Origin of the sequence: Marinobacter sp. NFXS9 (assembly GCF_040148665.1) — a bacterium.
GTDB classification, from domain to species: domain Bacteria; phylum Pseudomonadota; class Gammaproteobacteria; order Pseudomonadales; family Oleiphilaceae; genus Marinobacter_A; species Marinobacter_A mangrovi.
Genome location: NZ_JAGDDW010000012.1, coordinates 16,390 through 42,436, shown reverse-complemented (window position 1 = coordinate 42,436; position 26,047 = coordinate 16,390). Strand labels below are relative to the sequence as shown.

Sequence of the window (26,047 nt, the reverse complement as noted above, 5' to 3'; positions counted from 1 at the left end):
ACTGGATTGATGGGGCCAGCGTTACTCGGTCACCGTGATGGTGATCTTCTTCGAGACCACCGGTGGATCGAAGGGAATGTGATTCTGGTCGCCCATCAATAACTGGAGCGTGTGTTGGCCGGGTGAGAGGTCCAGTTGGGTTTCGGTCTGACCGCCGCCGAAGTGCTTGTGGTGGTCATCGGAGGGGATCGGCTGGCCTTTCGGAGGCAGGCCGCCCGCATCAATCAGCAGGTGGTGGTGGCCGGTGTCCGCCTTGTCGGTGCCCGCCGGCGCCACGCCCATGCCTGTCAGTCCGAACCGCACGGTGACGGGGGAGCTGACCGTCGCGCCATCCTCGGGCGTGATGAAATAGACCGATGCATCGTCGGGTGCCGGCGTTGCCTGGGCCAGTCCGGATGCCATCACCAGCGCGAATGCGGGTAACCACTTGGGTTGAACGCCCATTCTGCAATCTCCTTTTTGCTGAGGGTTCAACCCTCAGCATAGGAAGCCACCACGGAATTGAACATATCGATTTCCTGCACAGATCGAGCGCCCATCGGACGGCCGTCAAACGGCGACCGGAGGCCATGGGTTGAGACAGGGATCAATGCTATATTCAGACGACTCCAACAGCGGTCATGGATGGCGTTAGGCCTGTTGTCGGGGCTCACTCGGCAGATCAGAAACGGGAGGTCGTCATGCAACTGGTCATCGGCAACAAGAATTACTCATCCTGGTCCCTGCGACCCTGGCTCCTGATGTCGGCATTCGGTCTTGAATTTGAAGAGATCGAAGAGTCGCTCCAGCAGGATGGCCTGAAGGTTCGGCTCGGGCGTTATTCACCGACTTCCCGTGTGCCGGTCCTGATCGACGGCGGTCTGACCGTCTGGGATTCCCTGGCCATTTGCGAATACGTCTCCGAAGCTTACCTGGACGGTCGTGGCTGGCCGGCGGATTTGCGGGCCCGGGCCCATGCGCGGGCAATCTGTGCGGAAATGCATTCCGGCCTGTCGGCCCTGCGCACGGAAATGCCCATGAACTGCCGCGCCCGTCGCCTGATTGAACTGTCCGAAGCCGCCAAGGCAGATGTCGAGCGAGTGGATCGCATCTGGACCGATTGCACCACGCGTTACGGAGAGGACGGTCCCTGGCTGTTCGGTGACTTCTCCATCGCCGACTGCTTCTACGCGCCGGTGGCCTGGCGTTTCCTGACCTACGGCACGCCGCTGTCGGACGGGGCGCAACAGTATGCGGCGCGGCTACGCCATCACGAATCCATGGAACGCTGGCTGGCCGGCGCCCTGGCGGAAACCGAGATCGTTCCAGAGGACGAAGCCGGCAGCGATATCCCCGGCGCCCGGCTGTAACGCAGCGCGGATGGGCTCACGTTCAAGGGCATTCCATGTCCCGGGCGTCCGCGAACTGTTGGCGTATCGCGTCAATCATCCGGGATTGATCGACGTATTCCGGCGGCAGCGGGGCCTGCAGGTAGACGGCATCCCCGCCGCTCAGATCGTCGGCGTCGTAGGTGGGATGTGTCGGGTTACTCACCGTGACGGGTGTCAGCACCCGGATTTTGAGATCCGGATCCCGGGCCTGCAGCAACGCTACCGTGCCCAGCCGGTCCTCGCTGTGGAATACCCCCGTAACATGCAGCACCTGGGCGCCGGGATGGGCTTTCAGTGCCTGCAGGATGCGACTCGCCATGGTGTTGTCCCGCAGTAACTGCGCCTTGTAGCGGTTCTCCAACGGGTTGTCGCCACCGCTGCCACTGCCGTGGCCGCCCATGGCCGCGAAGAAACGCTCGCGATAATTCGGGTCGCTCAGGAAAGGCTGCTCCGGCAGCAGCGCCTGCAGGTCCGGATCCAGCCGGTCCAGCGCCGCCGGACCTTCCCGGCCCACGCAGCGAACGGCCAGCGTGGGCGCATTGGCGGCCACCACGGGCAGGCCCAGCTCCGCGGCGAAGGTCACCAGCGGCCGGTAGCCCGCCCGGTAGTTTTCCCACGCTTCGGCGTCCTCAACCATCTCCGCTTCGCCCAGCTTGCCGGCCAGGTATTGGTCCAGCTCCGGCTGGTGATCCACATTGAACGGCTCCAGCGACAACACCTGATCCGGATGCTCGGCGTAGAGGGCTGCCTGCATACGGGCCTCCAGCAGGTGCGCGCCGTTATGGCCGTGCAGCTCGCCAATCACCACCACGTCCGCATCCCGCCATTTGGCCGCCAACGCTTCCACGGTAATGGGCAGGCCCGTGTCACTGTCGATCACCGGCGTATTCAGGATGGAATGCATGGGAGGCAGGGAAGGCGGCGCGTCCGGCTCGGGCGTCCAGTTAGCACAACCGACAAGCAGAAGCGGGGCAAGGCCGCAGATCGGAAGCAGGCGATGGAACACGGGCAAACTCCTTGGCATGACGATGCGCACAGTGGGCACAAAACGGGGTCGGTTACCCGATGACTTTAGCGCAGTTCCAGCGACAGGCCGACTTGGGGGACAAAACGGCCGTCTTACGGTCTAACTATTGTCCTGCGTCAGTTAATACGTAAACGCCTATAGTTAGAGTACGGTTCTCGATTGAGCGAGGTACCCCTATGACCGATCGCACCGAATTCCTGACCGACCTGCGCCATGAACTCAAAGCGCGCATCGATAAGTATTCCGCCCACCAACACCGCGACGGTGGCCCCCTGGAAGCCGATTTCGCCGAGCAGGCCGTCCAGCGACAGAATGACGAAGTTGTCGACGGGCTGGATGTCGAGGCCCGTGAAGAATTGCGACAAGTGGAACGGGCGCTTCGTCGCATTGAAGAAGGTGAGGGCGACATCTGCGAATACTGCGGTGAGTTCATCAACCCCGAGCGAATCAAGATCCTGCCCCAGACCACCATTTGCGTGGAATGTGCCGAAGAACAGACGGGCTGAAGACAGGCCGCTGACTCCCGACGTGTGTGATGGCTTGACCCTGTAACCACTTCAGGGTTTTTAATGGCGTCAACTATAATCAAGGAGCCCGTTTCCATGTCTCACGCCCATCACCACCACGGCCACGCGCATCACGGTCATTCCCACGGGCACTCGCACGGAGTGGCCTACAACCGAGCGTTCGCCATCGGCATTCTGCTCAACGTGTTTTTCGTCGTGGTGGAAGCAGTGTACGGCGTACTGGCGGATTCCATGGCGTTGCTGGCGGATGCCGGGCACAACCTCAGTGATGTGCTGGGTCTGATCCTGGCCTGGGGCGCGGCCTGGCTGGCCCAACGAGAGGCCACCAAGTGGCGCACCTACGGACTGAAGAAAACCACCATCCTGGCGGCGCTGATCAACGCGCTGGTGCTGATGGTCGCCATCGGCGGCATCGCCTGGGAGTCCATCCGCCGCTTTTCCAATCCGCCGGAAGTGGCCGGCATGACCGTGATCGTCGTGGCGCTGATTGGTGTGGTGATCAACGCCGCGACCATGATGCTGTTCATGGCGGGTCAGAAAGAAGACCTGAACATCCGCGGTGCCTTCCTGCACATGGCGGCGGACGCCGGCGTGTCGCTGGGTGTTGCGGTGGCTGGCCTGGTGATCCTGTGGACCGGACAGACCTGGATTGACCCCGTCGTCAGTCTGGCCATCGTCGCCGTCATCCTGATCGGCACCTGGGGACTGCTCAAGGAATCCCTCAACCTCAGCCTGGACGCCGTACCCTCCGGGATCGACCCGGACGAGGTTCATGGCGTACTCAACGACCTGCCAGGGGTGGAAGGCGTCCACCACGTGCACATCTGGGCCATGAGCACCACCGAAAACGCGTTGACCGCCCATCTGGTCAAGCCGGACCCGGCCTCCGACGACGCCCTGCTGGAAACTCTGGAAGGCAAGCTGCGCCATGACTTCAACATCAACCACGTCACCATCCAGTGGGAGCGGGACAGCGACGCTTGTCCGGTGTCTCATCGCTGTTGACAGAGCCGGGTTGCTGATAGAACGGGTCCATGGTCTATAGTTCGGGATAACGGAATGGTTGTCCCGGCAAAAGGATGTTGGTCATGGGGTCCCGGAGATTCGTCGTCGCGATCGGTTTTTTATGCGCAATGCCTGGTCTGGTCAGTGCAGAGGTCTATCGCTGGGTGGATAAGGATGGCAACGTCCATTTCGGGGATCATATCCCGAAGGCCTACGAGGCGCAGGGCGAAACGCTTGATATCGATAGCGGTCATCCGTCGGCCAGCGAGCGGAAGTCGGCCGAGGCGATCGCCGAATCGGCTCGCGAGGCAGCCGACGCCGCGAGGGAATATCGGCACGAACAAGAGCAACGTGCCGAAGAAGCTGACGCAAAACCGGCTGAATTGAAGCCCCAACAAGCCGAGCCCCAGTCGCTCCCCGAATCGCCCGGTCCCGGCACCCGGCTGACCCATGAGCAACAGCAGGAACGCTATGAAGCCCAAATGAGACGCTACCGGGAAAGCCAGCGCTGCTTTGCCCCGTACAAGGTCGTGGGTGGAGGCACCAAGGGGGAGGCGTTCAAGCACTGCACGCCCGTGCCGCGGCCCAAATACCCCGGAGTGGATTAGTCCCGACGCCTGCCTACAACCACCGATCCCGTCCTGAGCCGGCCGACCGCTGCAGTGGCCGACTTGACCGGGGGGACCTCGTGGCGCAGTCATTCCCAACAGGACGCCGGGGCTCCCCGCTTCCTATACTGGCACCATCATTGAACGCCAGACCCCATCGCGCCCATGAGTCAGAACGAAGGCATCCCCCGCACCGACGCCGGCATCTTTCTGTGGATGACCTGGCAGGCCATGAAGAAGGCCGGTCTTGACTGCCAGGCCATCTTTGCCAGCGTCGGCATGCCCGACGCTCCACCAGATCGCAACCAGCGCCGCATCAATGCCCCGCAGCAGCAATTCTGGTCCACTGCAGAACAGGTGAGCGGCGACCCGGACATCGGCCTGCACATCGGTGATTTGATGCCGCCGTTCCGGGGGCAGGTGATGGAGTACCTGTTCCTCAGCAGCCCCACCTTCGGTGATGGTCTGCGTCGGGCGGTCCGTTACAACCGGCTTCTCACGGATGCGATCGAGCTGGCTTTCCGGATAGACGGCGACACAGCCGTTCTCCACAACCTCAATCATCCGGTGCGCCATTATCTGGAATGCGCGGTGGCCATCCAGTTGCGTTTCCTGGCACACGTCACCGATGGTGAATTCCAGCCCCGGGAGATCTGGCTGCCCCATACTGGCGGCGCATCGGCAGAAGAATACCAGCGGGTCTATGGTTGTCCGGTGCGGTTGGGGCAACCCGAGGGTGCCATCCTGTTTGATGCAGACCTTCTGAAACGCCCATCACCGGCGGCCGAACCGCAGTTGCTGGCCGTCCATGAGCAGCTGGCCCGACAACGGCTGGAGGATCTGGAACGGCGGGACCTGATCGCCCGCGTCGAGCGGGAGCTGGGCGACCTGCTGGAACGCGGCGAAGTGAGCCTGGAGGCGGTGGCGGAGCGCTTGAACCGGAATCCCCGCACCTTGAGGGCCGACCTGGCCCGGGGCGAGACCCACTTCAAGGCCGTGGTGGCCCGCTACCGGGAACGTCTGGCGCGACGCCTCCTGGCCCGCACCGACGAATCTATCGACCAGATCGTCTACCTTACCGGCTTTTCCGAACCGTCAGCCTTCACCCGGGCCTTCAAACGCTGGACCGGCGAGACGCCCACCGGCTACCGGCAACAGCGACGGGCCGACGACCGCGCTTGATCCGAGCGTCATCACCGTTCCGTTTACCGGTCAAAGGGAATGAACCACGCCCCGGCATACTGATCTCACCGCCATAAACAATGAGGTTGGCCCATGATCGGATTCCCCGTGGCCGTTGTATTTTCCAACGCCTTTGAGTGGTATGCCCACAGATACTGGCTGCACAAATACGCTCGCGAGCATCGCAATAGCCCGTTTTTTGCCCATATCCGGCATCACAAGCGGGTGCGTACCAACGACTTCGCGGACACCAGCTACACCGCGACCTTCCTGCAGAATGAGGACATCTACTTCGAGAAAAGCTCGCTTGTCGCCCTCTGTGCGGTGACGGGCGTTGTGGCGCCGGTCGCACCGTTCTTCACATTGGGCACCTGGTATTGCGCCTGGAATTACTATCGTCAGCACAGCCGCGCCCATCGCGATCCGGATTGGGCCCGGAAGCACCTGCCGTGGCACTACGACCACCACATGAACACGAACCAGGATGCTAACTGGTGTGTCACCCGACCGTGGTTCGACTACATCATGGGCACCCGGGTGAAGCCGGATCCGGCGGGCGGAGAGACCAATCCGCTGGGGCTTCGCCTGCCCGCAGTCGTCGAGCGGCCGGTCAACCGCCTGGCACGACGGCTGTTACCGCGCAGCTATGCGCGACTGGAGGTCATGGCCTGACCGTTCCGGCTCCATCCCCGAGTGGGGGAGTCAGGCTTTAGCTCTTGGTCTAAGTTGCCCGGTAAAAGCTCGTCATTCGGTCCGGAAGTTGAGACAGTAGTCTTCTAGTGAACACATTGAGTGGAGCCGGTATGCCGGGAACGGAACGACAGATCACATTGCGCTTTCTGGCTGAGCCCGGAGATCAGAATTTTGGCGGCAAGGTCCACGGCGGCGCCGTGATGCGCTGGATCGACCTCGCGGCTTATGCCTGTGCGGCCGGGTGGAGCGGCAAGTACTGCATCACCGCCTACGCCGGCGGGATCCGCTTCGTCAAACCGATCCTGGTAGGGCAACTGGTGGAGGTCGCCGCCAAGGTGATCATGACCGGCAACACCTCCATGCACATCGCCATGGAAGTGAGGGCCGGCTACCCGACCCGGGAAGAACGCAGCCTGACCACCCGCTGCACCGTCATCATGGTGGCGGTGGATGAAGAAGGAAATCCCACCCCGGTCCCGGAATGGGTGCCCAAGGAACCTCGCGATCTGAAGCTGCGGGATTCGGCCAAAAGGTTGATGGAGTTGCGCAAGCAGTTGAGCCAGGAAGAGGCGTATTTTCCCGAGCCCTGAGAGGGTGCGTGCGTTCTCTGGCAGCCTTGCAGGCTGCTCCGAAGCTAAAGCATCGGCTTCATTTTCAGTTAACCCGATCATGTAGCAGATGCATCGGAGGGAGTTGCAAAAGCTTTCGGGTAAAAGCCTCTCTCCCCTGGCGGGAGAGAGGTTTGGAGAGAGGGGGCGAGGCCAAAGCCTCACCGGACATGATCGCCTGCTTTTGAAGGGCGCCTGACGGCGCCTCCCCCTCTCCCCGGCCCTCTCCCTCGAGGGGAGAGGGAGTTTACGACGCCACTTTTGGATATACTGGGACTTTTGCAACGCTTTTTTCAGCTTCTGAGGCGCCGTCAGGCGCCCATATTTACTCGGGGCCGGAAGGCGACGCCGTGCGCGCCTCGCCACTCCGCAACCGCGCCAACACCGCTTTCGCATCATGCTTCCCGGTGCTGATCCCCGCACTCTCCAACTTGCGATCCAGATCCTGGCCTGCATCCTCCTCGGCCAACTCCCGCAAACTCTCATTCACATCCGCGTTCCGCGTCTGCTGTGATTTAATGCGGTCGGCGGAAGACGCCAGGTCACTCATCCGGCTGTTCAGTCCGGTGGTGTGACTGCCCAACTGCTTCAACACCTGCTCCGCGTTGCGGTTGGCTTTGGCCAGACTCAGCTCCCGTTTGTAGTGCTGCAGGCGTCGGGCCGCTGCGGAGAGTTGCTTGCGCAGAGTCTGCTCCTGCTGCGCCAGGTGTTGGGCTTGCTGGCGCTGTTCGGCCAGCGTGTTTTCATCTTCGGCGATGCGCTCGGCCAACTCGCCGGCTAACGCATCTTCGCCTTTATCGAGGGCTTCCCGCGCCTGATTCTCACGGCGGGTAATGGCGTCGGCCAGTTGCTCGTTGCTGCGGGCGAGTTGCTTGGATTCGGCCATCAGCCCGGCCAGTTCGCGCCGGGCGACAATCATGGCGTCTTCCGTCTCTCGAAGCTCCTGCGCCATGATGCGCAGGGCGTTGGCGTCTACCAGTCTCTCCGCCGGTTCGCAGGCGGAGGCGCGGAACAGTGTGCCGACTTTTCTCCAGATCATCATGATGATCACTCCCCGTATTCTTTCAGGATCTGCTGGGCCCGGGCCTCGGAGATCCGATTGTGGATGCGTTTGCCTTCGTGCTCGTCGCGCATGGTCTTGGACAGGGTGATGGTGGTGCTCACGAGGAACAGGGCGCAGATCGCCATGTAGCCTTTGACCAGCAGGTCGGTGGGGGTAAACACAATGCCCACCGCCGTGGCCACCAGGGCAATCGCGAACGATGCCTTCACAAAGAACAACCAGCCCGTCGAGTTGCTACTGAGTTCGTTATCCATACAGCCTCCGGTTCGTGCTTTCTTGTTGAATGCGGCGTGTGCCGCTGTTGGAGACACTGTGGTGGGATGGGGCGAGAGGGGCCAGAAAAAGCCAAAAAGTTGCACCGGGTTGGCTTATAGGTATCGTATAACGATACTATCGAGGCGGAGAAAGTACTCATGTCGTAGGTTGGGCTGACGCAGGAAGCCCAACAAGCATTGCCGTGTTTAACCGGCATGGAAGGGGTATCCGTACAGGACCGCGGGCGGGTCATCGTTGGGCTTCCTGCGTCAGCCCAACCCACGAACCACAGGCATGCGGGTATCTTTGAGCTGCCAACAACCACTCGCAATCCGGAGACCCAAACCCTATGGCCCAGACCACCGCCATCATCGACGCCCTCAAGAAAGTCCTGCGGGAGCACGGTCTCACTTATCAGCAGGTGGCCACCGAGCTGTCGTTGTCGGAAGCCAGTATCAAGCGCCTGTTTGCCGAGAAGCAGTTTTCCCTCAAGCGTCTTGACCAGATCTGCGCCCTGATGGGCATCGAGATCAGCGACCTGATGCGCCGCCTGGAGCCGGAGGCCCGGGTGGATGCGTTAACGACCGACCAGGAACAGCAACTGGTGTCGGATATCCCACTGCTCATCGTGGCGATCTGCGCGCTGAACCGGTGGCATTTCGAGCAGATCCTCGCGGCGTACGAACTCAGCGAGCACGACGTCATCAACCGTCTGGCCCAGCTGGACCGCATGGGGTTGATCGAGCTGCTGCCGGGTAATCGCATCAAGCCGCTGATCACCCACGATTTCCACTGGCAGAAGAACGGCCCGATCCAGCGTTTCTTTGAGGACCAGGTCCAGGGGGACTTCTTCCACTGCCGCTTTAACCGGCCCGGCGAGCTGCGGCTATTCCTCAACGGCATGCTGTCGCCCCGTTCGAACGACATCATGCAACAGAAGCTGCGTCGCCTGGCGCTGGACTTCCGCCACTGTCATCAGGAAGATTTATCGTTGCCTCTGGACGAGCGCTACGGCATGAGCCTGATGTTGGCGATTCGCCCCTGGGAGATTGGTGTGTTCCGCGACTATCGACGCCCCGATGCGGAAAAAGTTTACCCGGGACATGCCATTCGCTGATCCGCCCTTGCGATCCGGGGGGCATTTCATTTCCCATGGCGGGCTTGATGAACAGGCACTGAAAGGGAGGAAACCATGAGAGTTCTGATCACACTGCTGCTACTGGGGGCCTCCAGCCTTGCGCTGGCCGCCGGCGACGACTGCAAGAACCCGGTCTCCACGATGGACATCGAGCTGTGCAACGCCAAGGCGGTGGACCAGGCGGAAGGGGAGATGGACAAGTACCTCGAGGCCAGCCTGCAGCGCAACAAGGACGAAGAGTCCACGATCCGCCTGATCAACGAATCCCAGGAAGCCTGGGAAGGCTATCGCACCAAGCACTGCGACACCGTCTTCCACCGGTGGGGCGACGACACCATCCGGGTGCAAAAGCGCGGTGAGTGCAAGCTTCGCCTGACCAAGGCGCGCACCCATGAAATCTGGAGATCGTTCCTGACCGACGACGACAATACCTCGCCCGACCTGCCGGAGCCCAAGTAAAGGCCCCGGCAGGGTGCAAGCCTACTTCTGCACCCAGTCCGGCAGCGGCTTCTCGCGGAAGCCCTTGGGCACGTTGAAGACGCTGTCATGGACCTGCGCGATGCTGGCACTTTGCACGTCATAACGGTAGCTGAAGATCGGGGCGCCTTCGTCGGCGGCGAACTGGTCTTTCACCGCATCGCCCACCACGTTGCTGGCCATGTCCTTGAGCGCGCCCAGCGGATCGCTGGCACTGTCCGATGAGGCCGTTTGCGGCGCTGCTTCCTCGCAGGCATGGGCTTCCAGATACCAGTCCAGCTCAATACTCAGCGGGTAGCCCTGGATGGTGGCCAGTTTCCGGGTCACTTCGTTGTGCCATTGCTGGGTACTGCTGTCGGTATCGCCACTAAAGGCCGACACGGCGCGGAAGACGTCTTCCGGCAGGAACCGGGCCAGTGGATTGTGGTCCAGGTCGGCCTGCTCGACATAGGCATCCGTCGCCTTCTGGTGAATCGCCCAGATCTGCTTCATCTCGCCGGTGGGCGGGGTGGTCCAGAATTCGATCACCAGCTTGTTGGTGTTCTGCTGGCGGTTGTCGTCTTCGTAGATCAGGTCCCAGGTGGCCTGGTAGAGATGCGCCGGGTAACCGTGCAGCGTCTTGCTCTGGCCGGTATCCACCACATTGAATTCATGCTCGACCAGCTGCAGCGGGCAGGCTTCGGAGCCTTCCGGATCGTAGGTGTCTTCTCCCTTGTCCGCGCTCTCGTTGCTGGCGGCGTTGAGCATGTTGATTACGCTCGGGCACTGGCTGATGCCACACTCATAGTAAGTCTGGTTGTTGTAGTTGACCTTCATCGCGCGGTTCTGGTCCATGCGGAACATGTCGGCGGTGTGCAGGTCGTCCATCATCATCTTGGCCCACCAGGAATCCACCTTGGATTCGTTGTCGATGGTGCGCCGGTCCGCCCGGGTGTAGGCGGTTTCCGTGCCGTGGAAATTGGGCAGGATACTGCCTTCAATGCGGGACGTGGCATGGATGACGGCGGTGGTGTGGGTGGGGGTGTTGTCGACTTTGGGTGGCTGGTAACCGGAATCGGTGGATGCACAACCAGCGAGGGCGACGGCGGACATTGCCAGCAGCCCCAGACGGCGGGTCTTCATACCCTGAACTCCTTGTCGGGAAGGGAAGGTCCATTTCCGGACCGGAATAGGGCCGCAGCGGCCCGGTTGAGCTGATCATTCCACAGCCTGTGGTTGGTCGCAAAATGATCATGCCTTAGGTCATCTTGGCCCTGTGACGCGGTCTGTATGACAAGACGGCAAGCGAATCAGGGGGCGGATTGCGTTATCCTCCCGGCATCTTTCAACCGACCCGCTAACCGAGAGCGCAGTGACCCACATTCGCCCCCAAATCGCCGGCCTGCTCGTAGCCGCCACGTTGCTCATCACCGGCTGCAGCAAGCCCACCCCGGATTTCGATCTCCAACTCACGGATGCCCAACTCGAGCGGGTCGGGCAGCAGATCTTTCGCAATGAGTGCGCCGCGAAGGTCGAGTGCCTGGTGCACTGGAACGAAGGGGAGGCGTTTCCATCCCTGGGGATCGGGCACTTCATCTGGTACCCGGCGGATGTGGAAGGGCTGTTCGTGGAGAGCTTCCCGCAACTGGTCCAGTACATGGACGAGCAGGGCGTGACCCTGCCGGACTGGCTGGCGGAGGGCGACCCCGAAGACGCCCCCTGGCCAAACCGGAAGGCCTACCTGGCACAGCAGGACAGCGAGCGGGTCGAATCCCTGCGCCAGTTCCTCAACCGCACCCAGGATGTCCAGGCCGCCTTCATGTTCAAGCGGGCCCAGTCCGCGCTGGCGCGTGTGGTCGACGCCGCCCCGGAAGCCCGCCGTGGCACCATCAGCCAGCACATCAAGAACCTCAGTGCGACGCCGGGCGGTGCTTACGCGCTGATCGACTACGTCAACTTCAAGGGCGAAGGCCTGTCTCCATCCGAGCGCTACCAGGGGCAGGGTTGGGGCCTGTTGCAGGTGCTCGAACGCATGAGCCGCGTGGACGGCGACACGCCCCTCGACCAGTTCCGCAACGCAGCGGCCGAGGTGCTGACCCTGCGCGCGAAGAACGCGCCCAAAAAGATCGAACGGGAACGCTGGCTGCCCGGCTGGTTGAAGCGTCTGGATACCTACCACGAGTTCGATTGAGTCTCGTCGCGGCATTGGCCTGAACGACCCTTCAGGAAAGTCCCCGCCTTGTGCACGATCCTCCTGTACAGATTCCCGGTTTGCACCTTTTAAGCCCCTCGCCCCTGGCGGGAGAGGGGTTTGGGGAGAGGGGGCTGGAGCCCTACGTCATCCCCATCATCCCTCCATATCCCCCAACCCCTCCCAACGGTTAGACTTTCCTCCAACAGGATTCCCCATCCAACCGTGCCAACATCGCTTGAGCGTGGAAAAGGATTGCAGACAACAGGAGAACAATAATGATGAAGGTCATCGCCTTCGGTGAAGCCCTGATCGACATGCTGGCCCTGCCCGAAGCCGGCCAACGCAAGTTCCTCGAACAGCCTGGCGGCGCGCCCGCCAACGTCGCGGTCGGCGTCGCCAAGCTCGGTGGCAACGCGATGTTTGTGGGTCAGGTGGGCAAGGACATGTTCGGCGACCTGCTGGTGCGCTCAATGAGCGGTTACGGCGTGGATACCTCCGCCCTGCACCAGACGCCAGCCGCCATGACGGCGCTGGCCTTCGTCAGCCTCGACCCCGACGGCGAGCGCAGCTTTGCGTTTTACCGCAATCGCAGCGCCGACCTGCTGTATCGTGTGGAGTACCTGCCGGACACCGTGTTCGACAGCCCCGCCATCTTCCACTGCGGCTCCAACACCCTGACCGACGACGAAATCCTCAACACCACCCTCGACCTCATGCAACAGGCCCGTGAGGCCGGCTGCCTGGTGAGTTTCGACGTCAACTACCGCCACAACCTCTGGCCCAACGGCACCACCCCGGCCGAACCCATCTGGGACGCCATGGTCGCCTCCGACCTGGTCAAACTCAGCCGGGAAGAACTCGAAGCCCTTTACGGCGACGAGAAAACACTGGTCCAACAACTGCTGGACGCCGGCGTCAAACTCGTCCTCATCACCGACGGCGGCAATCCCCTCAACGCCTACTGGGCCGACGGCAATGCCCAGGTCGCCCCCATCGCCGCCGACATGATCGACAGCACCGCCGCCGGCGATGCTTTTGTTGCCGGCCTGTTGCATCAGATGGCTGCGCAGGGAATCGCCCGAGACAAGCTCGAAAATTGGGTGAACGACCAGAAGTTCGAAGAGGCGCTGACCTACGCCTGCCGCTGTGGGGCGGTGGCGGTATCCCGGTACGGGGCGTTTGATGCGTTGCCGACGGTAGAGGATCTTTGATCTGGATTATTAATCCCAGTCAGCTGAATGTGTAAAAAATTGTCACACATCATGAAAGCTCCCCGTCGGAACGCTACACTTTTCTGGCGGGGCTTTTTGTCCCTGTATTGATTTGGCGTTGGGATGTCGCCAATAGCGGAGCAATAAATCAGGGACGAAGATTGTGTACGGCTTTTCCATTTCTAAATCCGGCGTTCTGCCTCCTTTCCAGTCTGCTTACTGGTTAACCGGAATAACTCCGTCCGATACTTTGCCTACTCCCGGCGCAACGGCCGATTGCCGCAGCATTGCGGTAGGTTGGGCTGACGCAGGAAGCCCAACATCCCCATCCTCGCCAGGCCTCTTTCATCAACACCGGTCACGCCATAACCAATGGGTAACTCCTCACAGATTGAGAGTTCTCCTTTGTTGGGCCTCCTGCGTCAGCCCAAACCTACGATTCCCTGCCATTCGGACTCGATCAATTGAAGGCGAACTACGACACTAGGGGACAATAACATGGACATTTTTACGCGCTTTAACCGCAAGAACATCCAGGACCGACAGATCGATACTCTCATTGGTTTAAGTAAAGGCATAGCCGCCGACAGCGCTGTGAATCAGCAAGAAGCCGAGTTTCTGAGAGATTGGCTCATTCAGAACCGGCACAGCGACAACCCTTTGATCATTAACCTGCTTGAGAAAGTCAGCGGAATGCTGGAAGACAACGTGCTCGATTCTGACGAATCTTCCGAATTGTTGTCGATCCTGCGGCAGATTTCAGGTGAACCGTCGGAAATTGGGGAGCTGGCCAAGAGCAGCTCCTTGCCGATTAACGATCCCCTTCCATCTCTTGTGTTTGAAGGCAGTAAATTCCTGTTCACCGGTACCTGTGCCTTTGGAACCCGGAAGCAATGCCAGGCTGCGATTGAAGACTTGGGTGGTGTGAATGTCGGTGGCGTTACCAAATCATTGGATTATTTGGTGCTAGGGAAGGTCTGAATAACCGCCGATTTTCACCAGTATCGATTTGAGCCGGTCAAAACCCGGAAATTCAGACATCAATCTCCCGTTACTTGTATGTTTTTTGCCCATTCTCCGCCAGCTTGGCGGAAAACAGGCGCACTGGCCCTACGCCAGCACGTATTTTTCACCCATCAGCAAGTTGCTGAACGCTGCCAGTAAGTGCAGCCGGTTGGTATTTTTGGCCAGGCCGCGATAGCGGACCTTGCTGTAACCAAAGACCTGCTTGATGTACCGGAAGGGATGCTCCACCTTGGCGCGAACACTGGCTTTGATTCTCTCGGCTTTCAGTTTGTTGGCAGTCAGCTTCTTCCGGGTGCCGGGCCGTTTGGCGATGAACCAGGAGACGTTGTCACGGTACTTATGCTCGTCCCGCTTTTGAATCCCAAGATAGCCGGCATCACCAAAGACGCGTTGTTCTTCACCGTGCAGCAGCTTACCGGTAGGCACGATGTCGTGGACGTTGGCGGCGGTGGTCTCAATGCTGTGAATCAGCCCCAGCGTGTCGTCGACACCGATGTGCATTTTCATCCCGAAATGCCACTCGTTGCCCTTCTTGGTCTGGTGCATTTCCGGATCGCGCTTGCCCGTGCCGTTCTTGGTGGAGCTGGGTGCGGAGATAATGGTAGCGTCAACAATGCTGCCTTCACGCAGCATCAGGCCATTTTTTTCCAAGTGCTTGTTCACTTCCTTAAACAGGACCTTGCCAAGGCCGTGGCGCTCCAGGAAATGTCGGAAGTTGAGAATCGTGGTCTCGTCTGGCAGCCGGTCCGCAAGTCTCAGCCCGGCAAAGCGCCGCATGGATTCAATCTCGTACAAGGCATCTTCCATGGCCGGATCGCTCAGGTTATAGAACAACTGCATGCAGTGGACGCGGAGCATGGCAGACAGCGGATAGGGAGGCCGGCCGTTCTGGCCCTTGGGGTAATAGCGGGCTACCTTCTTCTCCAACTGCTTCCAGGGAATCAGCTGATCCATCCGTTCCAGAAAGATCTCGCGGCGAGTCTTGCGCTTCTTGTTCTGGTACTCGGCTTCGGAGAAGGTCATCTGATCCATGGTGGCAACGAATCCTACGCGGTTGACGATGGCCGTATTATCGCCGATTTCGGGGACTTATTCAGAGTCTCCCTAGGAACCTATGTCACCGATAGCTGGGCGCATGAGAGTTATGGCCGGAAGATTGAGAAGGCAGTTGATTATCGGAGCTCGGGTGTGCCGCTTGCGATTGTTAGTGAAGAGCATTGGTTGGTGCAGGCGGGTTTATAAAATAAATCTGTCCCCGTTTTCGTTATAGAAAATGGCTTTAGGGGAAGTGCCTGCGCTGGCGATTTAGTATGGCGAGGAGCCGGATTTTATATTTAAAGGAGTAGATGTGATAAGTATACAAAGGTTAATTTTAATGTTTGTTATGATGATAATTCCGGTAGTTTGCCATGGTCAGATTTTTAAATGTAAAGATCGATCGGGAAATATAAAATACCAGCAAGTTCAATGTTTGCCTGGGGAGGATTCTGATACCATGAAAATTCAAGTGAGAGAGGCCTCAGGAGCTAGTGAGCAAGAACTGCGTGAAGCCAATGAGCAATCACAACAGTCAGCTTTACAATCGCTAGAGAAATCGGAAGAAAAACCAATCGATATAGCTACCGCCAAAGAAAGAGTTAAGCTTATTCTTTTATTTCCTGAGTCAGCTAACTTTGGACCGTCGCGAATCATAAAGGGGCCTAATGGTAAGGTGGTGTGTGGTACCGTAGATGCCAAGACTTTAGGTGGCGGAGTTGAGAAGAATAAAATGTTTGCTGTTAGCAACACGAAGTTGTTAATTACGCCGGCACATTCCAGAGAGAAAATTGCCGAAATTGGATGTAAGAACTAATATATAAATAATTTGTGTTTTTGTGTTCTTTTAAATAGATTTTTTATAACTTGTTATATTTAAAAAGAAAACGACCAAGGTGCGAGGGAGTAGATGAAGGCTCTGTTATTAATCTTTTTGGGAATTTTAAGCGCCTCTGCTTATTCAGCGGATTTAACAATCAACACTCTAGAAGGAAAATGGAGGGTTATTCCGCAGAGTGATGAGGAGGCGAGTATGGGAGAAGACCACTGGGTTTTCAGGGAAGGGAAATTTCAAGTTTATTCTTCTGGTAAAAAGGTTGGAACGGCGGACCCATATAGGATAGAAGGCTCCAAAATAATCTATGGCGCCAAGCCATGGGAAGTAACGATTAAGGTGAAATCCTTCAGTAATGAAGAAATGAAAGTCAATACCAGTGGGATTGCACAGCAATTAGAAAAAGTGGAATAAATATAACGTACCTGAGTACGTCCAATACCTAGTCAATGACTTTGTCCGGCAGTACAGACACGATTACGATTGCCGTCGACGGATCACTCACAGGCAGTGACACAAGCGGCTGCGTATATAACGAACTTTTGACCATCCCCGATACGGAGTACAACGTCTTCGAAGTGTCGTTCAAAGCTTCGAATTACGGCAGTTCGGACGGCGAACTGCGTGATGGTCAATACAGTGGCTTGGGCGCTTATGACTCGAAAAAGGACGAAGTGCAGTTCCTGGGCTCCGAAGGTGAAGTGGCTGCTGCCTTCGTAGTAACGCGGACATAGGTTGGTTGGTCAGGACGCTTCGGAGAGGGCGTCCAGCTCATTGAATCCTAAAGACCCGAACTCGAAATATCAGCATGAGAACGCTGGAGCACCCGTCCGGGAGATTGTTCGGTAGGCGGGTGTCTCCTTCGTGTGTCTAAACAATCAAATTCAAAAGGGGGCGATTAAAGGGACTGAAAATATAAACCGATCGATCCGCAGAGCGCTGGAGCCGCCTGCACCATCGAATTCAAAACGAAGAATACTAAAAACGATTGCTGAAGTATTTATTAAGGAAGCGCTGTATGAAAAATGCATTTGCATTGGTAACCCTGGTGAGTCTGCTGACCGGTTGCGCCGGATTCCAATCGAATAACCTGCCCACACTGTCTGAATCCGATATGGATTTCGTGACGAAAGAAGACAAAATGGTGGTGTTTTCCAAGTTCGAGGTCGACACCAGCAGTGCGATTGTTGATAAGGACGTCGCCGCGTCCATTCAGAAGAAGAAGTTTGATGAGGCGCTGGTGAATACCGGTTGCTGTGAGGTGTCGGACGATTCATCTAAGGCGAATCTGATGCTGTCGGTCAAATCCATCGACCACAGCGACTCCGCGGCGCTTATTCCTGCATTCATCACGGGCTTGTCCCTGTATACCATTCCGTCCTGGGTCACGGAGACCCGGGATCTGGAGGTTCAGGTAAACGATAAAATGGGCAAAACAGAAACTTACCGCCTGAAGGACTCCTTCGTGCTGGTGCAATGGCTGCCCATGATATTCGCCTATCCGTTCAAGGGTGGTCCCCTGGCGAATAGTGAAGATCTGACTCAGAACGTTGTCAGACACTTGGTTGTGGATATGGAAAAGGATGATTTTCTGACCGTTCCACAAAAGACCACCAATATGGCGCAGTCCTCAGAGTAAACGGCTTTTTAATGGGCTGATTGGACACTGCCCGGCCGGGCGGCAATAGCGCTGGCCCGGCCAGGCGGTTGTGTGGAAAACCCAGAGGCAGTTCGGGTTCATTCTCAGGAGCGCCAAGCCTGATAAAATGTTGTTCCCGACACATCCGTGAAGCTCTGCATTGCGACCGATCCCCTCAATCACCCGGTCGCCTTCAATTCTCAATCCAATGACGACCGCCGCGGAAAGGGCAGGATGCGCGCGCTCTCCGTGGCTACCTGCGCATAGGGGGACTGCTGAAACATCAGGGCGTATTGCAGGCCGAGAAGCGAGTCGTACATCATGGCCTGGAGATCCAGTAAGGCGGCCATCGGACTCCGGGCGATGCGTCGCCTGGCGTCAATCACAAACTGAAGGCCCCGCAGCCGGCGGTGATTGCGCGTCGAACTTCGGCGAATGCAGTCGTCGATTAGCTTCGCGCGTAAGGCCTCAAAGCCTTCCGGGTCACGTTCAGCCAGATCCCTGAGCGCATCGAACGAGGGGATGTCCACAACGTTCCTCCTTTCCCGGATTCAAGTAATCAGCATGTCCTCTCGACGGTACTGAGCCTTTGAGCCAAACTCCGGGACTTCTCTATTTTTACCTGAAATAGCGATGGAAGGGCTACCGAATTGGTTAGGTCGGATGGATCGGCAAGTCGCGAATGACCTGTGATCAGTGATGCTTCGCGAAAACGGCATCGATTTTTTCTAATATAATCAACCATAGCCACCGCTGAGATGTATCCATGACGCCCACCAACTTCTCCTTCCTGGACGCCTTCCTGATCGTATTCTCGGTGGCCATCGCCTTCATCATGCTTCGCCGTAGTGTCCGTGATGCGCCTTTCTGGCGAGCCACCGTCACGCCACTGGCGTCCATCATTGGCAGCGGTTTCCTCGTCGTGGTGCCACTGCTGGCAGGCGTCACAGGGCCGTTATCCGTCTTTGCCATTATCGGGATTGTCCTTCTGTCCCTGTGGATCGGCGGCGCCGTGCGCTTCACCATCCTGCATAACGAACCGGTCGGCTCGTCGGCGAAGACCACCGCGCCGATGCTGGAACGCCTGTCCGATATCTCGCTGGCGTTTGCCTATGTGATCTCGATTACCTTCTACATCCGCCTGATGTGCGGTTTTGTTCTGACGGGCGTGGACGTCTACTCGCCGTTCAATGCCGATGTGCTGGCGACGGGCGTGCTGCTGTTCATCGGGCTCTATGGCTGGCGGCGAGGGCTACATGGGCTGGAACGGTTGGAGGAATACTCGGTCACCATCAAGCTGGCCATTATCGCCTCGTTGCTGGCGGGGCTGATCTACAACGACGGTAGCCATGGGTATGACCTGTCGGACCTGCCGTTGCCGGCAACCAGCGTGTGGGAAGCGCTCCGCCAGTTAGCCGGCATGCTGCTGATTGTGCAGGGATTCGAAACCTCGAAGTATCTGGCCTCCACCTACAAGGCGGCTCTGCGCAGCCGCTCCATGCTGTTTGCGCAGATTCTGGCAGGCGTGATCTATGTGGTGTTTGTCGCGTTGTCGATGCCGCTGATGGGGCAATTTGCCGGCGGCTCGCCGAACGAAACGGCCATCATCGACCTGTCCCGGGACATTACTTTGATCCTGCCGCTGATGCTGGTGGTGGCCGCCGCCATGAGTCAGTTCAGTGCGGCCATCGCCGATACCATCGGAGCCGGCGGCGTTGCCGAAGAAGAATCCCGGGGCCGCTTGCCCGCTCGGGTCAGTTATCTCGCCATCGCCATCTTCGCCGTGGCGCTGATCTGGAACAGCAACATCTTTGAAGTGGTTGCGCTCGCGTCCCGTGCCTTTGCGTTCTACTACATGCTGCAGGCCATATCCGCGGCGGTGCTGGCGGCCAAGGTGGCCAGTGGACGTCGGCGTCAGTTTCTGATGGTCTCGTACGGCGCCCAGGCGCTGGTGCTGTTCCTGATCGTGCTGTTTGCGATGCCGGTGGAAGGGTGAGTGAACAGGACTTTCCACCGGTCATAATCAAGGGGTGACCGACGTCATTGACTGCATTTGCACACGATTCCCGATTTTATTACCTTGCCGTGATTCCTGCCCGACCGCGGATCGGTTCACCAGTACAGGCAGGATTTCGCGCAACGGATTTGCGCTGACTCAGCACCCAAGGGAATGGACATGCAGATTAAACGCCCCCGGGATCTCGAACTCAGGGATCTCCTCCGTATTGAATCGCCAACGTTTGCCCCGAGCAATCTTCCACTCGACACCGGTATTGCCAGCCCCAGCCTGCACAGGGCGCTCGACTTGGCTGACGACTTCATCGGTAGCCCCTATCGATCTGACAGTGAGCGAATGGATCGACTCAAGGGTAAGTTGCGGGACGGCTCCCTGGTCCTGGTCAAAGGCACCACCGATACCCCGCCCTTCAGCCCATTAATCGCCTGGGAGGAAGATGGCGTTCTGCCGGGTCGTTGGAAAGTCGTGAAAGACGTCCACGGCCTGAACCTCGCTTCCTGGGTTGCCCGCATGAACGACTGGCAGATCACGCCGGAGCAGGTCGAACGCCTGGGACCCGGAAGCGTGGGGCACCTTTCAGCGGATTCATTCGACAGCGATCTCCGGGAGCAGCGGGCCGCCGAACGAGAGCGGGTTCAGCGGGACTCGCAGAAGAATCTTTCGTTGCCGGTGGGGGCGGCTGCGGGTGTAGCGCCTTTGGTGGCCCAAGCATCCAGTACGTCAAAGGAGGAGTCGGTTGAGAAAAAGCTGCATATTGAGGTGGGGATTTTTACTGATGGAACCCTAAATAATTCAAATAACATTGAACTATTTCACGAGCAGGTACAGGAAACTTGCCTATCACCTCACCGCAAAGGGGAGATTAGCGACGAGGAATGCCAGCATCGTCTTGCGCTGATGATGGGAACCAGCTACGCCAATGGCGAAACCAACGTTTCTAAATTATTCCGGCTCTATAACGAGAGCCGGGAAGACTCAGAAACTGTGAGTCTTCAACGCTTCCGTGTGTATAGCCCCGGTGTAGGCACCGAAACAGGTGAAGCGGACTCACTCTCCAGCTCAGTTTCGGGCCTTGGCGACTTCGGAATCATTAATCAACTTAGGGACGCATTTGATGAGGTCGCTGATTTGATATCAGGGCCAGCAGGCAGCAAGACTGTTAGTCGTTTAACTATTGATATCTTCGGGTTCAGCCGCGGTGCTGCTGCGGCCAGGCATGCGGCATCTGAAATTTCCAAAGGTTCAACAGGAATGTTGGGGGCAGCCTTTAAAACACACAAGGTAGACTGGCCCCAACAAGTACGCATTCGCTTTGTTGGCTTGTTCGATACGGTTGCCGGCATCGTTAATATCTCCAACGGAGACTGGTCTCCTGGCGATGAAAGAACGGCTCCCATAAACGTGTATCTTGACCACAACAAAGTTGAGAAAGCCGTTCAATTCTTCGCAGCAGACGAATGCAGGTCTGCCTTTTCGCTTGTGAGTTTGCGCAGTCCAAGCGGCCAGCTACCTGACAACTTTGTTGAAGTTGGTCTCCCTGGTGCTCATTCCGATGTAGGTGGTGGATATCACAAATACGAAATTGAAACGGTCCAATTAGCACGTACGCGGACGATATCAGATCACCGCGCAGAGTGGCCGCAGCAAACAATGGAGTGGGATAATCTGGTTGCCCTTAAAGAAGCCACCTTCAATCAACATTGGATGGGCGGCCAGTCTCTGGAGGATGCTTCCGCTGGCACGCCCTACCTTGACATAAGGCAATCCAAGCGAGCTGACCCGCCCCCCTATGGCCAAGTTGATCTCACGCTCGAAATGAAGAGAGCATTACGCGGCGAGTATGCCCATATCCCATTGAATCTAATGCATTCTGAAGCCATCAAGGATGGTGTGCCGTTCAGGGAAGTTGAACTATTGAAAGATGATGGTTCCGTGCCAGATGAGCTGTCTTCTATCCATGAAAAAATGTCAGATGCATTGGAGTCAGGCAGCCTTGATCTGGCTCTTTCCGAAGCAGACGAAGTGTTTCTGAAACAACGCTACATTCATCATTCAGACAACTTCAATACCATGGAATTCATGGTTGGCGGAATGCCATCCAAACTCGAAATTCCCTGGGATTTAGCCATGCCTTCGGTACCAGCAACGGATCGCCACCGTACAGTTCACCCCAACAAACAGGAACAAAAATGAACCTGTCATATAAGATGCTCATTGCATGCTTGCTATGCGTGCTCACTCTTGTTTCGGGGTGTGCCACGACCTCCGATCCGTCAAATCGCTATTATTTCTCACTCGCGGCACCTGAACATTACGACGTCATGGTTGAGCACTTGGAGTTCGAAAAGCCTGGGGTCCGGCACTGGCGTTGGCCGGCAGGCTATGTGTCTTGCTGCTGGAAGGGGCCTAATGGCCCCATGGGTTCAGGTGGGACAATGGAACCGCTCCCCAAATACATAGGCATTCAGTGGTTCTCTTTTGCAGAACAGAAATACTATCAGCGCCTGATCGCCCTCCCAGAAGACATTGCGGATAAGATGGCGAAACAGGCGAAATACACAACCAGCAAAGGTACATTCACAGGTCCTCGGGATAGGCTAGTCATCGGTCTTGCCCCCAAAGGAACCGTCGTCCTGTGGATCCAGAACCAAATCGGCAACGAGATTGAAGTCGCCCGAATGAAGGCGAACGAAATCGAGGGCGATCCCAACGATTATCGTGCGGCCACAAAGCGATACCTTGAAGAGAATGCCGACTACCTCAAGCAACATGGTGTCCCGACAACGGGCTGGTAGTCACCATATCTCTCGAAGTGGCAGGGTGACAGTGTAAACCGTATTGCCGGGTTGTCCGGTTTCCTTCGTCAGGCTGGATGAAATAGGACATCGACATGCGATTCAGAGGCGTCCACCACGTTGAATTTTCAGTACCGAACTACGAATCATCGGTCCGGTTCTACGACCGGATGTTCGGCTGGTTGGGCTACAAGAGTTTCTGGACGCTGAACGTCGGCTACACCTCGACCTATTACATGGCCCGTTTCCCGATGCCCCACAGCTACATCGGGATACAGCCGGCCGACGAGGACCGGACGCTGGATCACACAGCACACCAGGTGGGCATCCACCACATTGCCCTGTGGGCCCGCAGCCGGAAAGAGGTGTGGCAGTTTTATGAGGATTTTCTGATCCCAGAGGGCGTAGAGGTTACCGATCAGCCGACGGAATATCCCATCTATGCGCCGGGCTATGTCGCCGTGTTTTTCCTGGACCCCAATGGCATTCGCTGGGAGTTGGCGTTTACGCCCCGCATACCGACGCCAGGCAACGTGTTGAGAACGCTGAAGGCTGTCCGCGAGCTGCGTAAAGCGCACCCGGAATGGACCGAGCATCCGGCCAAGGCGATGATGCGGACGCTGCCATCCCGTACACATAGGAAAGACAACCGTTGAATCGGTGTCACAGGTGGGACTTCACCCACCTCAACCCCCAACCTTGAGAACCCGCCCACCCTCATCTTGAATAAAGCATTCCAACCCCGCGGCCAGGCCGCCTGACGGGCGCGATCGCGCGTCGCCAACAAGGACAGCAACGATGACCAGTCGATACGGATATTGGGCCCTGTGTGTATCCCTTTTTGCTTTCTCGCTCTCGGCCCAGGCCGCCGATGCTTTCAAGCCGGCGCCGGACGATGCCTGGCAGAAGATTTCCGACGCGCTGGGCATGCAGGTGGGCGGCGATGGCACGGTGTCGGCCAGTATCCAGGTGGTGTTCGATGCCAACTCGCCCTACGGCGCCAAGCTCTTCAAGCGCTGGGAAGCGACGGCGCCGGACACACCGGTGCGCTGGGTGCCGATTGCCTACCTGGGCAAGGACAGCGCTGGTCGGGCGATGGCGATTCTGGGAGCGAAGGACTCGACGGCCGCGTTGCGGGAAAACGCCGAGCATTACGACAATCAGGCGCACAAAGGCGGCTATCCGGTGCCTTCGGCGTTTGCCGACTTCCCGGCGAAATCCCTGCAGGAAGAGCTACGTCCATATTGGATCAACACCCTGGGCGGCTACACGCCGGTGACGGTGTTCAAAGCCGCGGACGGTCGAGTGCTCAAGGCGGATGGGCTGCTGAGTGAGGCCCAGATTCGGCAGATGGTGAGTCAGGCGGCGATTCAGCAACCGCCGGGCGAAGCATCAGACGGTCAATCCGACGCCGATGTGGCCGCGATGCAGAAGGCGCTGGGCGATGACGTCACCGAGCTGACCAACGTGACCGTGACGGCGGCCGCGGCCCAGCCCATGCCATCGGGCAAGACGGATTCGAACGGCGCCCAGTATCTGGCCTACATCGCGGAAAATGCACGGATCGGCGATGTTACGGTGAATCAGGCAATGCTGGGCACGGATCAGGTCATCCGCAACATGGTGTCGCTGATGGGGGATAACAACACGCCTTCACTGAAAGGACGATGCAAATCCGTATCCCTGCATCGGACGGGGCAGGGGACGGAGAGCCCGACGGTGGTGGCCTACGGCAAACACTGCACGTTTGAAACGGGCGAACAGTAGAGGGCAGCGTCGATGATCCCGACATCAGCGGTGTTGCGAGTCGCGCGGCCGACCGATCGGTTGCAGGCGATTACCGATATGTACGTGGCCGGGCTGGGCTTCCAGCTCTTGGGTTCGTTCCGTGACCACGACGGCTTCGACGGCGCAATCATCGGACATCCCGGGCACGCCTATCACCTGGAATTCACCCACCATCGGGGCACGACCGTGGGGCAGGCGCCCACGCGGGACAACCTGCTGGTGTTCTATGTGCCTGAGCGTTCGGCTTGGGAATCGAACTGCCAGCGGATGCTGGAGGCCGGCTTCGTGTCGGTCGACGCCTACAACCCGTATTGGGATGTGTCCGGCCGGACGTTTGAGGACATTGATGGCTATCGCGTCGTTCTGCAGAACCGCGCCTGGTCGTAGTGCTTTCTGCCCGGGCTCCGCCCATCGGTGATGCATTTGAGCCGCGGCCGCTGCGCTGCGATTGGCGTCGAATGTCGCCGGGATACGTACATCTCCCCATGTGGCTTGTGCTGCTCTCAAACCATTGTCGTGCTGCTCTGGCGCTGGCGTAGCGTTATCCTGACCGACCCGATATGCAGGGTTTTTCGACGCACTTCCGGGCACCGCAGGGAACGTTTCTTGCTGTCCGTTTCTCGCTGTCGCCGTGCCCCAGGTGTCTTTCACAGACGCTGCAAACGCCTATCGCCTCTCATTCGCTGTTGACCCTGACCAAGGAGTACATGAATGGCAACACCCTCCCAACACGATCTCCGCAAGGATTTCCGTGCGCTGCTGGAAAGCAACCAGTGCTATTACACCGCGTCGACGTTCGATCCCATGTCGGCCCGCATTGCCGAGGATCTGGGCTTTGAAGTCGGGATTCTCGGCGGCTCTGTGGCGTCACTTCAGGTATTGGCCGCGCCGGATTTTGCGCTCATCACCTTAAGTGAATTTACCGAGCAGGCGACGCGGATCGGGAGGGTGGCAAGATTGCCGATTATCGCGGACGCGGACCACGGCTACGGCAATGCGCTGAACGTGATTCGGACGATTACCGAACTGGAGCGGGCCGGTGTGGCCGCGCTGACCATCGAAGACACGCTGCTGCCGCCCAAGTACGGCCGCAAGTCCACCGACCTGGTGCCGGTCGAGGAAGCGGTCGGCAAGATCGAAGCCGCGCTGGAAGCCCGTATCGATCCGGCCATGGCGATCTTTGCGCGCACCAACGCGGCCCAGCTCAGCGTCGAAGAGACGATCGAGCGGGTGAAGGCCTATGAGGCAGCCGGTGCCGACGGTATCTGCATGGTGGGCATTCGCGATTTCACGCATCTGGAAGCGATCAGCCAGCACGTCGATGTACCGTTGATGCTGGTCACCTACGACAACCCCGAGCTGAACGATCGCGAACGCCTGGTGGACAACGGCGTGCGCATCGTCGTCAACGGCCACGCCGCTTATTTTGCGGCGATCAAGGCGACCTACGACTGCCTGCGTGAGCAGCGCGGCATTGCGGAGGGCACCCTGACGGCCAGTGAGTTGTCCACGCGCTACTCCACCGTCGACGAGAACGTCGAGTGGGCGCGTCGGTTCATGGACGTCCACGAGTAA

The 26,047-nt window shown here is 58.4% G+C and carries 29 protein-coding genes; 22 read left to right on the top strand and 7 right to left on the bottom strand.

What is annotated here, in order from left to right; all coding sequences use genetic code 11:
• Positions 1-21: 21 nt before the first annotated feature.
• Positions 22-444 carry a DUF4399 domain-containing protein gene (locus J3364_RS16940; protein ID WP_349559421.1) on the bottom strand — a complete coding sequence of 141 codons (423 nt, stop codon included), beginning with the start codon at positions 442-444 and terminating at the stop codon, positions 22-24.
• Positions 445-680: 236 nt separating this feature from the next.
• Here J3364_RS16940 and J3364_RS16935 point away from each other — a divergent pair, with 236 nt between their 5' ends.
• Positions 681-1,349 (top strand): glutathione S-transferase family protein, encoded by a 669-nt coding sequence (locus J3364_RS16935; protein WP_349559420.1) that lies wholly within the window; start codon positions 681-683, stop codon positions 1,347-1,349.
• A gap of 22 nt (positions 1,350-1,371) precedes the next feature.
• Here the strand turns inward: J3364_RS16935 and J3364_RS16930 are convergent, their stop codons facing one another.
• Positions 1,372-2,376: a ChaN family lipoprotein gene (locus tag J3364_RS16930; RefSeq protein ID WP_349559419.1), complete on the bottom strand. Its 1,005-nt coding sequence runs from the start codon at positions 2,374-2,376 to the stop codon at positions 1,372-1,374.
• 197 nt (positions 2,377-2,573) lie between these two features.
• On the opposite strand from J3364_RS16930, the gene J3364_RS16925 reads away from it, so the two are divergent.
• From J3364_RS16925 to J3364_RS16900, 6 genes are all read left to right on the top strand, one after another.
• Positions 2,574-2,903 (top strand): TraR/DksA family transcriptional regulator, encoded by a 330-nt coding sequence (locus tag J3364_RS16925; RefSeq protein WP_123635235.1) that lies wholly within the window; start codon positions 2,574-2,576, stop codon positions 2,901-2,903.
• 96 nt (positions 2,904-2,999) lie between these two features.
• Positions 3,000-3,929 carry a cation diffusion facilitator family transporter gene (locus tag J3364_RS16920; protein WP_349559418.1) on the top strand — a complete coding sequence of 310 codons (930 nt, stop codon included), beginning with the start codon at positions 3,000-3,002 and terminating at the stop codon, positions 3,927-3,929.
• 83 nt (positions 3,930-4,012) lie between these two features.
• The gene (locus tag J3364_RS16915; RefSeq protein WP_349559417.1) at positions 4,013-4,537 is read left to right on the top strand and encodes a DUF4124 domain-containing protein; all 525 of its coding nucleotides are present in this window, start codon (positions 4,013-4,015) and stop codon (positions 4,535-4,537) included.
• 165 nt (positions 4,538-4,702) lie between these two features.
• Entirely contained in the window at positions 4,703-5,719 is a 1,017-nt protein-coding gene (locus tag J3364_RS16910; protein ID WP_349559416.1) for an AraC family transcriptional regulator, read from the top strand.
• A gap of 93 nt (positions 5,720-5,812) precedes the next feature.
• On the top strand, positions 5,813-6,391 hold the full coding sequence (locus tag J3364_RS16905) for a sterol desaturase family protein (protein ID WP_349559414.1): 579 nt from the start codon (positions 5,813-5,815) through the stop codon (positions 6,389-6,391).
• A 131-nt stretch (positions 6,392-6,522) separates the two neighbouring features.
• Positions 6,523-7,002 (top strand): acyl-CoA thioesterase, encoded by a 480-nt coding sequence (locus J3364_RS16900; RefSeq protein WP_123635232.1) that lies wholly within the window; start codon positions 6,523-6,525, stop codon positions 7,000-7,002.
• A 343-nt stretch (positions 7,003-7,345) separates the two neighbouring features.
• Here the strand turns inward: J3364_RS16900 and J3364_RS16895 are convergent, their stop codons facing one another.
• Both J3364_RS16895 and J3364_RS16890 read right to left on the bottom strand, forming a co-directional pair.
• Complete coding sequence (locus J3364_RS16895) at positions 7,346-8,062, bottom strand: PspA/IM30 family protein (protein WP_349559413.1); 717 nt, start codon at positions 8,060-8,062, stop codon at positions 7,346-7,348.
• Between the two features lie 5 nt (positions 8,063-8,067).
• The gene (locus J3364_RS16890; protein ID WP_123635230.1) at positions 8,068-8,337 is read right to left on the bottom strand and encodes a YiaA/YiaB family inner membrane protein; all 270 of its coding nucleotides are present in this window, start codon (positions 8,335-8,337) and stop codon (positions 8,068-8,070) included.
• Positions 8,338-8,687: 350 nt separating this feature from the next.
• Between J3364_RS16890 and J3364_RS16885 the strand changes: the two genes are divergently transcribed.
• The gene (locus tag J3364_RS16885) at positions 8,688-9,455 is read left to right on the top strand and encodes a helix-turn-helix domain-containing protein (protein ID WP_349559412.1); all 768 of its coding nucleotides are present in this window, start codon (positions 8,688-8,690) and stop codon (positions 9,453-9,455) included.
• Between the two features lie 75 nt (positions 9,456-9,530).
• A complete protein-coding gene (locus J3364_RS16880) occupies positions 9,531-9,935 on the top strand; it encodes a lysozyme inhibitor LprI family protein (protein ID WP_349559411.1) in 405 nt (134 codons plus the stop codon).
• Between the two features lie 21 nt (positions 9,936-9,956).
• Here J3364_RS16880 and J3364_RS16875 read toward each other — a convergent pair whose 3' ends face one another.
• A complete protein-coding gene (locus tag J3364_RS16875; protein WP_349559410.1) occupies positions 9,957-11,075 on the bottom strand; it encodes a hypothetical protein in 1,119 nt (372 codons plus the stop codon).
• A gap of 229 nt (positions 11,076-11,304) precedes the next feature.
• On the opposite strand from J3364_RS16875, the gene J3364_RS16870 reads away from it, so the two are divergent.
• The 3 genes from J3364_RS16870 to J3364_RS16860 all read left to right on the top strand — a co-directional run bounded on the left by J3364_RS16870 (position 11,305) and on the right by J3364_RS16860 (position 14,318).
• Positions 11,305-12,123, top strand: coding sequence for a hypothetical protein (locus tag J3364_RS16870; RefSeq protein WP_349559409.1), 819 nt, complete (start codon positions 11,305-11,307; stop codon positions 12,121-12,123).
• A gap of 278 nt (positions 12,124-12,401) precedes the next feature.
• Entirely contained in the window at positions 12,402-13,337 is a 936-nt protein-coding gene (locus J3364_RS16865; protein WP_349559408.1) for a carbohydrate kinase family protein, read from the top strand.
• 498 nt (positions 13,338-13,835) lie between these two features.
• A complete protein-coding gene (locus J3364_RS16860; RefSeq protein WP_349559407.1) occupies positions 13,836-14,318 on the top strand; it encodes a BRCT domain-containing protein in 483 nt (160 codons plus the stop codon).
• Positions 14,319-14,447: 129 nt separating this feature from the next.
• Here J3364_RS16860 and J3364_RS16855 read toward each other — a convergent pair whose 3' ends face one another.
• Positions 14,448-15,395 carry an IS5 family transposase gene (locus tag J3364_RS16855; RefSeq protein WP_349559406.1) on the bottom strand — a complete coding sequence of 316 codons (948 nt, stop codon included), beginning with the start codon at positions 15,393-15,395 and terminating at the stop codon, positions 14,448-14,450.
• A 316-nt stretch (positions 15,396-15,711) separates the two neighbouring features.
• Between J3364_RS16855 and J3364_RS16850 the strand changes: the two genes are divergently transcribed.
• The 3 genes from J3364_RS16850 to J3364_RS16840 all read left to right on the top strand — a co-directional run bounded on the left by J3364_RS16850 (position 15,712) and on the right by J3364_RS16840 (position 17,872).
• Positions 15,712-16,215: a hypothetical protein gene (locus J3364_RS16850; RefSeq protein ID WP_349559405.1), complete on the top strand. Its 504-nt coding sequence runs from the start codon at positions 15,712-15,714 to the stop codon at positions 16,213-16,215.
• Positions 16,216-16,308: 93 nt separating this feature from the next.
• Positions 16,309-16,647 carry a hypothetical protein gene (locus J3364_RS16845; protein WP_349559404.1) on the top strand — a complete coding sequence of 113 codons (339 nt, stop codon included), beginning with the start codon at positions 16,309-16,311 and terminating at the stop codon, positions 16,645-16,647.
• A 604-nt stretch (positions 16,648-17,251) separates the two neighbouring features.
• Positions 17,252-17,872 (top strand): hypothetical protein, encoded by a 621-nt coding sequence (locus J3364_RS16840; RefSeq protein WP_349559403.1) that lies wholly within the window; start codon positions 17,252-17,254, stop codon positions 17,870-17,872.
• A 200-nt stretch (positions 17,873-18,072) separates the two neighbouring features.
• Here J3364_RS16840 and J3364_RS16835 read toward each other — a convergent pair whose 3' ends face one another.
• Positions 18,073-18,402 (bottom strand): DUF3135 domain-containing protein, encoded by a 330-nt coding sequence (locus tag J3364_RS16835; RefSeq protein WP_349559402.1) that lies wholly within the window; start codon positions 18,400-18,402, stop codon positions 18,073-18,075.
• A 236-nt stretch (positions 18,403-18,638) separates the two neighbouring features.
• On the opposite strand from J3364_RS16835, the gene J3364_RS16830 reads away from it, so the two are divergent.
• From J3364_RS16830 to J3364_RS16800, 7 genes are all read left to right on the top strand, one after another.
• Positions 18,639-19,868, top strand: coding sequence for an Aq_097 family APC-type transporter (locus J3364_RS16830; RefSeq protein ID WP_349559401.1), 1,230 nt, complete (start codon positions 18,639-18,641; stop codon positions 19,866-19,868).
• Positions 19,869-20,048: 180 nt separating this feature from the next.
• Positions 20,049-22,082, top strand: a complete 2,034-nt coding sequence (locus J3364_RS16825; RefSeq protein ID WP_349559400.1) for a T6SS phospholipase effector Tle1-like catalytic domain-containing protein — start codon at positions 20,049-20,051, stop codon at positions 22,080-22,082.
• Complete coding sequence (locus J3364_RS16820; RefSeq protein WP_349559399.1) at positions 22,079-22,684, top strand: DUF2931 family protein; 606 nt, start codon at positions 22,079-22,081, stop codon at positions 22,682-22,684. Before J3364_RS16825 ends, J3364_RS16820 begins: the two co-directional genes overlap by 4 nt.
• Positions 22,685-22,779: 95 nt before the next feature.
• Positions 22,780-23,340 carry a VOC family protein gene (locus J3364_RS16815; protein WP_349559398.1) on the top strand — a complete coding sequence of 187 codons (561 nt, stop codon included), beginning with the start codon at positions 22,780-22,782 and terminating at the stop codon, positions 23,338-23,340.
• A gap of 142 nt (positions 23,341-23,482) precedes the next feature.
• Complete coding sequence (locus J3364_RS16810; protein WP_349559397.1) at positions 23,483-24,451, top strand: hypothetical protein; 969 nt, start codon at positions 23,483-23,485, stop codon at positions 24,449-24,451.
• A 12-nt stretch (positions 24,452-24,463) separates the two neighbouring features.
• Entirely contained in the window at positions 24,464-24,859 is a 396-nt protein-coding gene (locus tag J3364_RS16805; RefSeq protein ID WP_349559395.1) for a VOC family protein, read from the top strand.
• Between the two features lie 324 nt (positions 24,860-25,183).
• Positions 25,184-26,047 carry an oxaloacetate decarboxylase gene (locus J3364_RS16800; protein ID WP_349559394.1) on the top strand — a complete coding sequence of 288 codons (864 nt, stop codon included), beginning with the start codon at positions 25,184-25,186 and terminating at the stop codon, positions 26,045-26,047.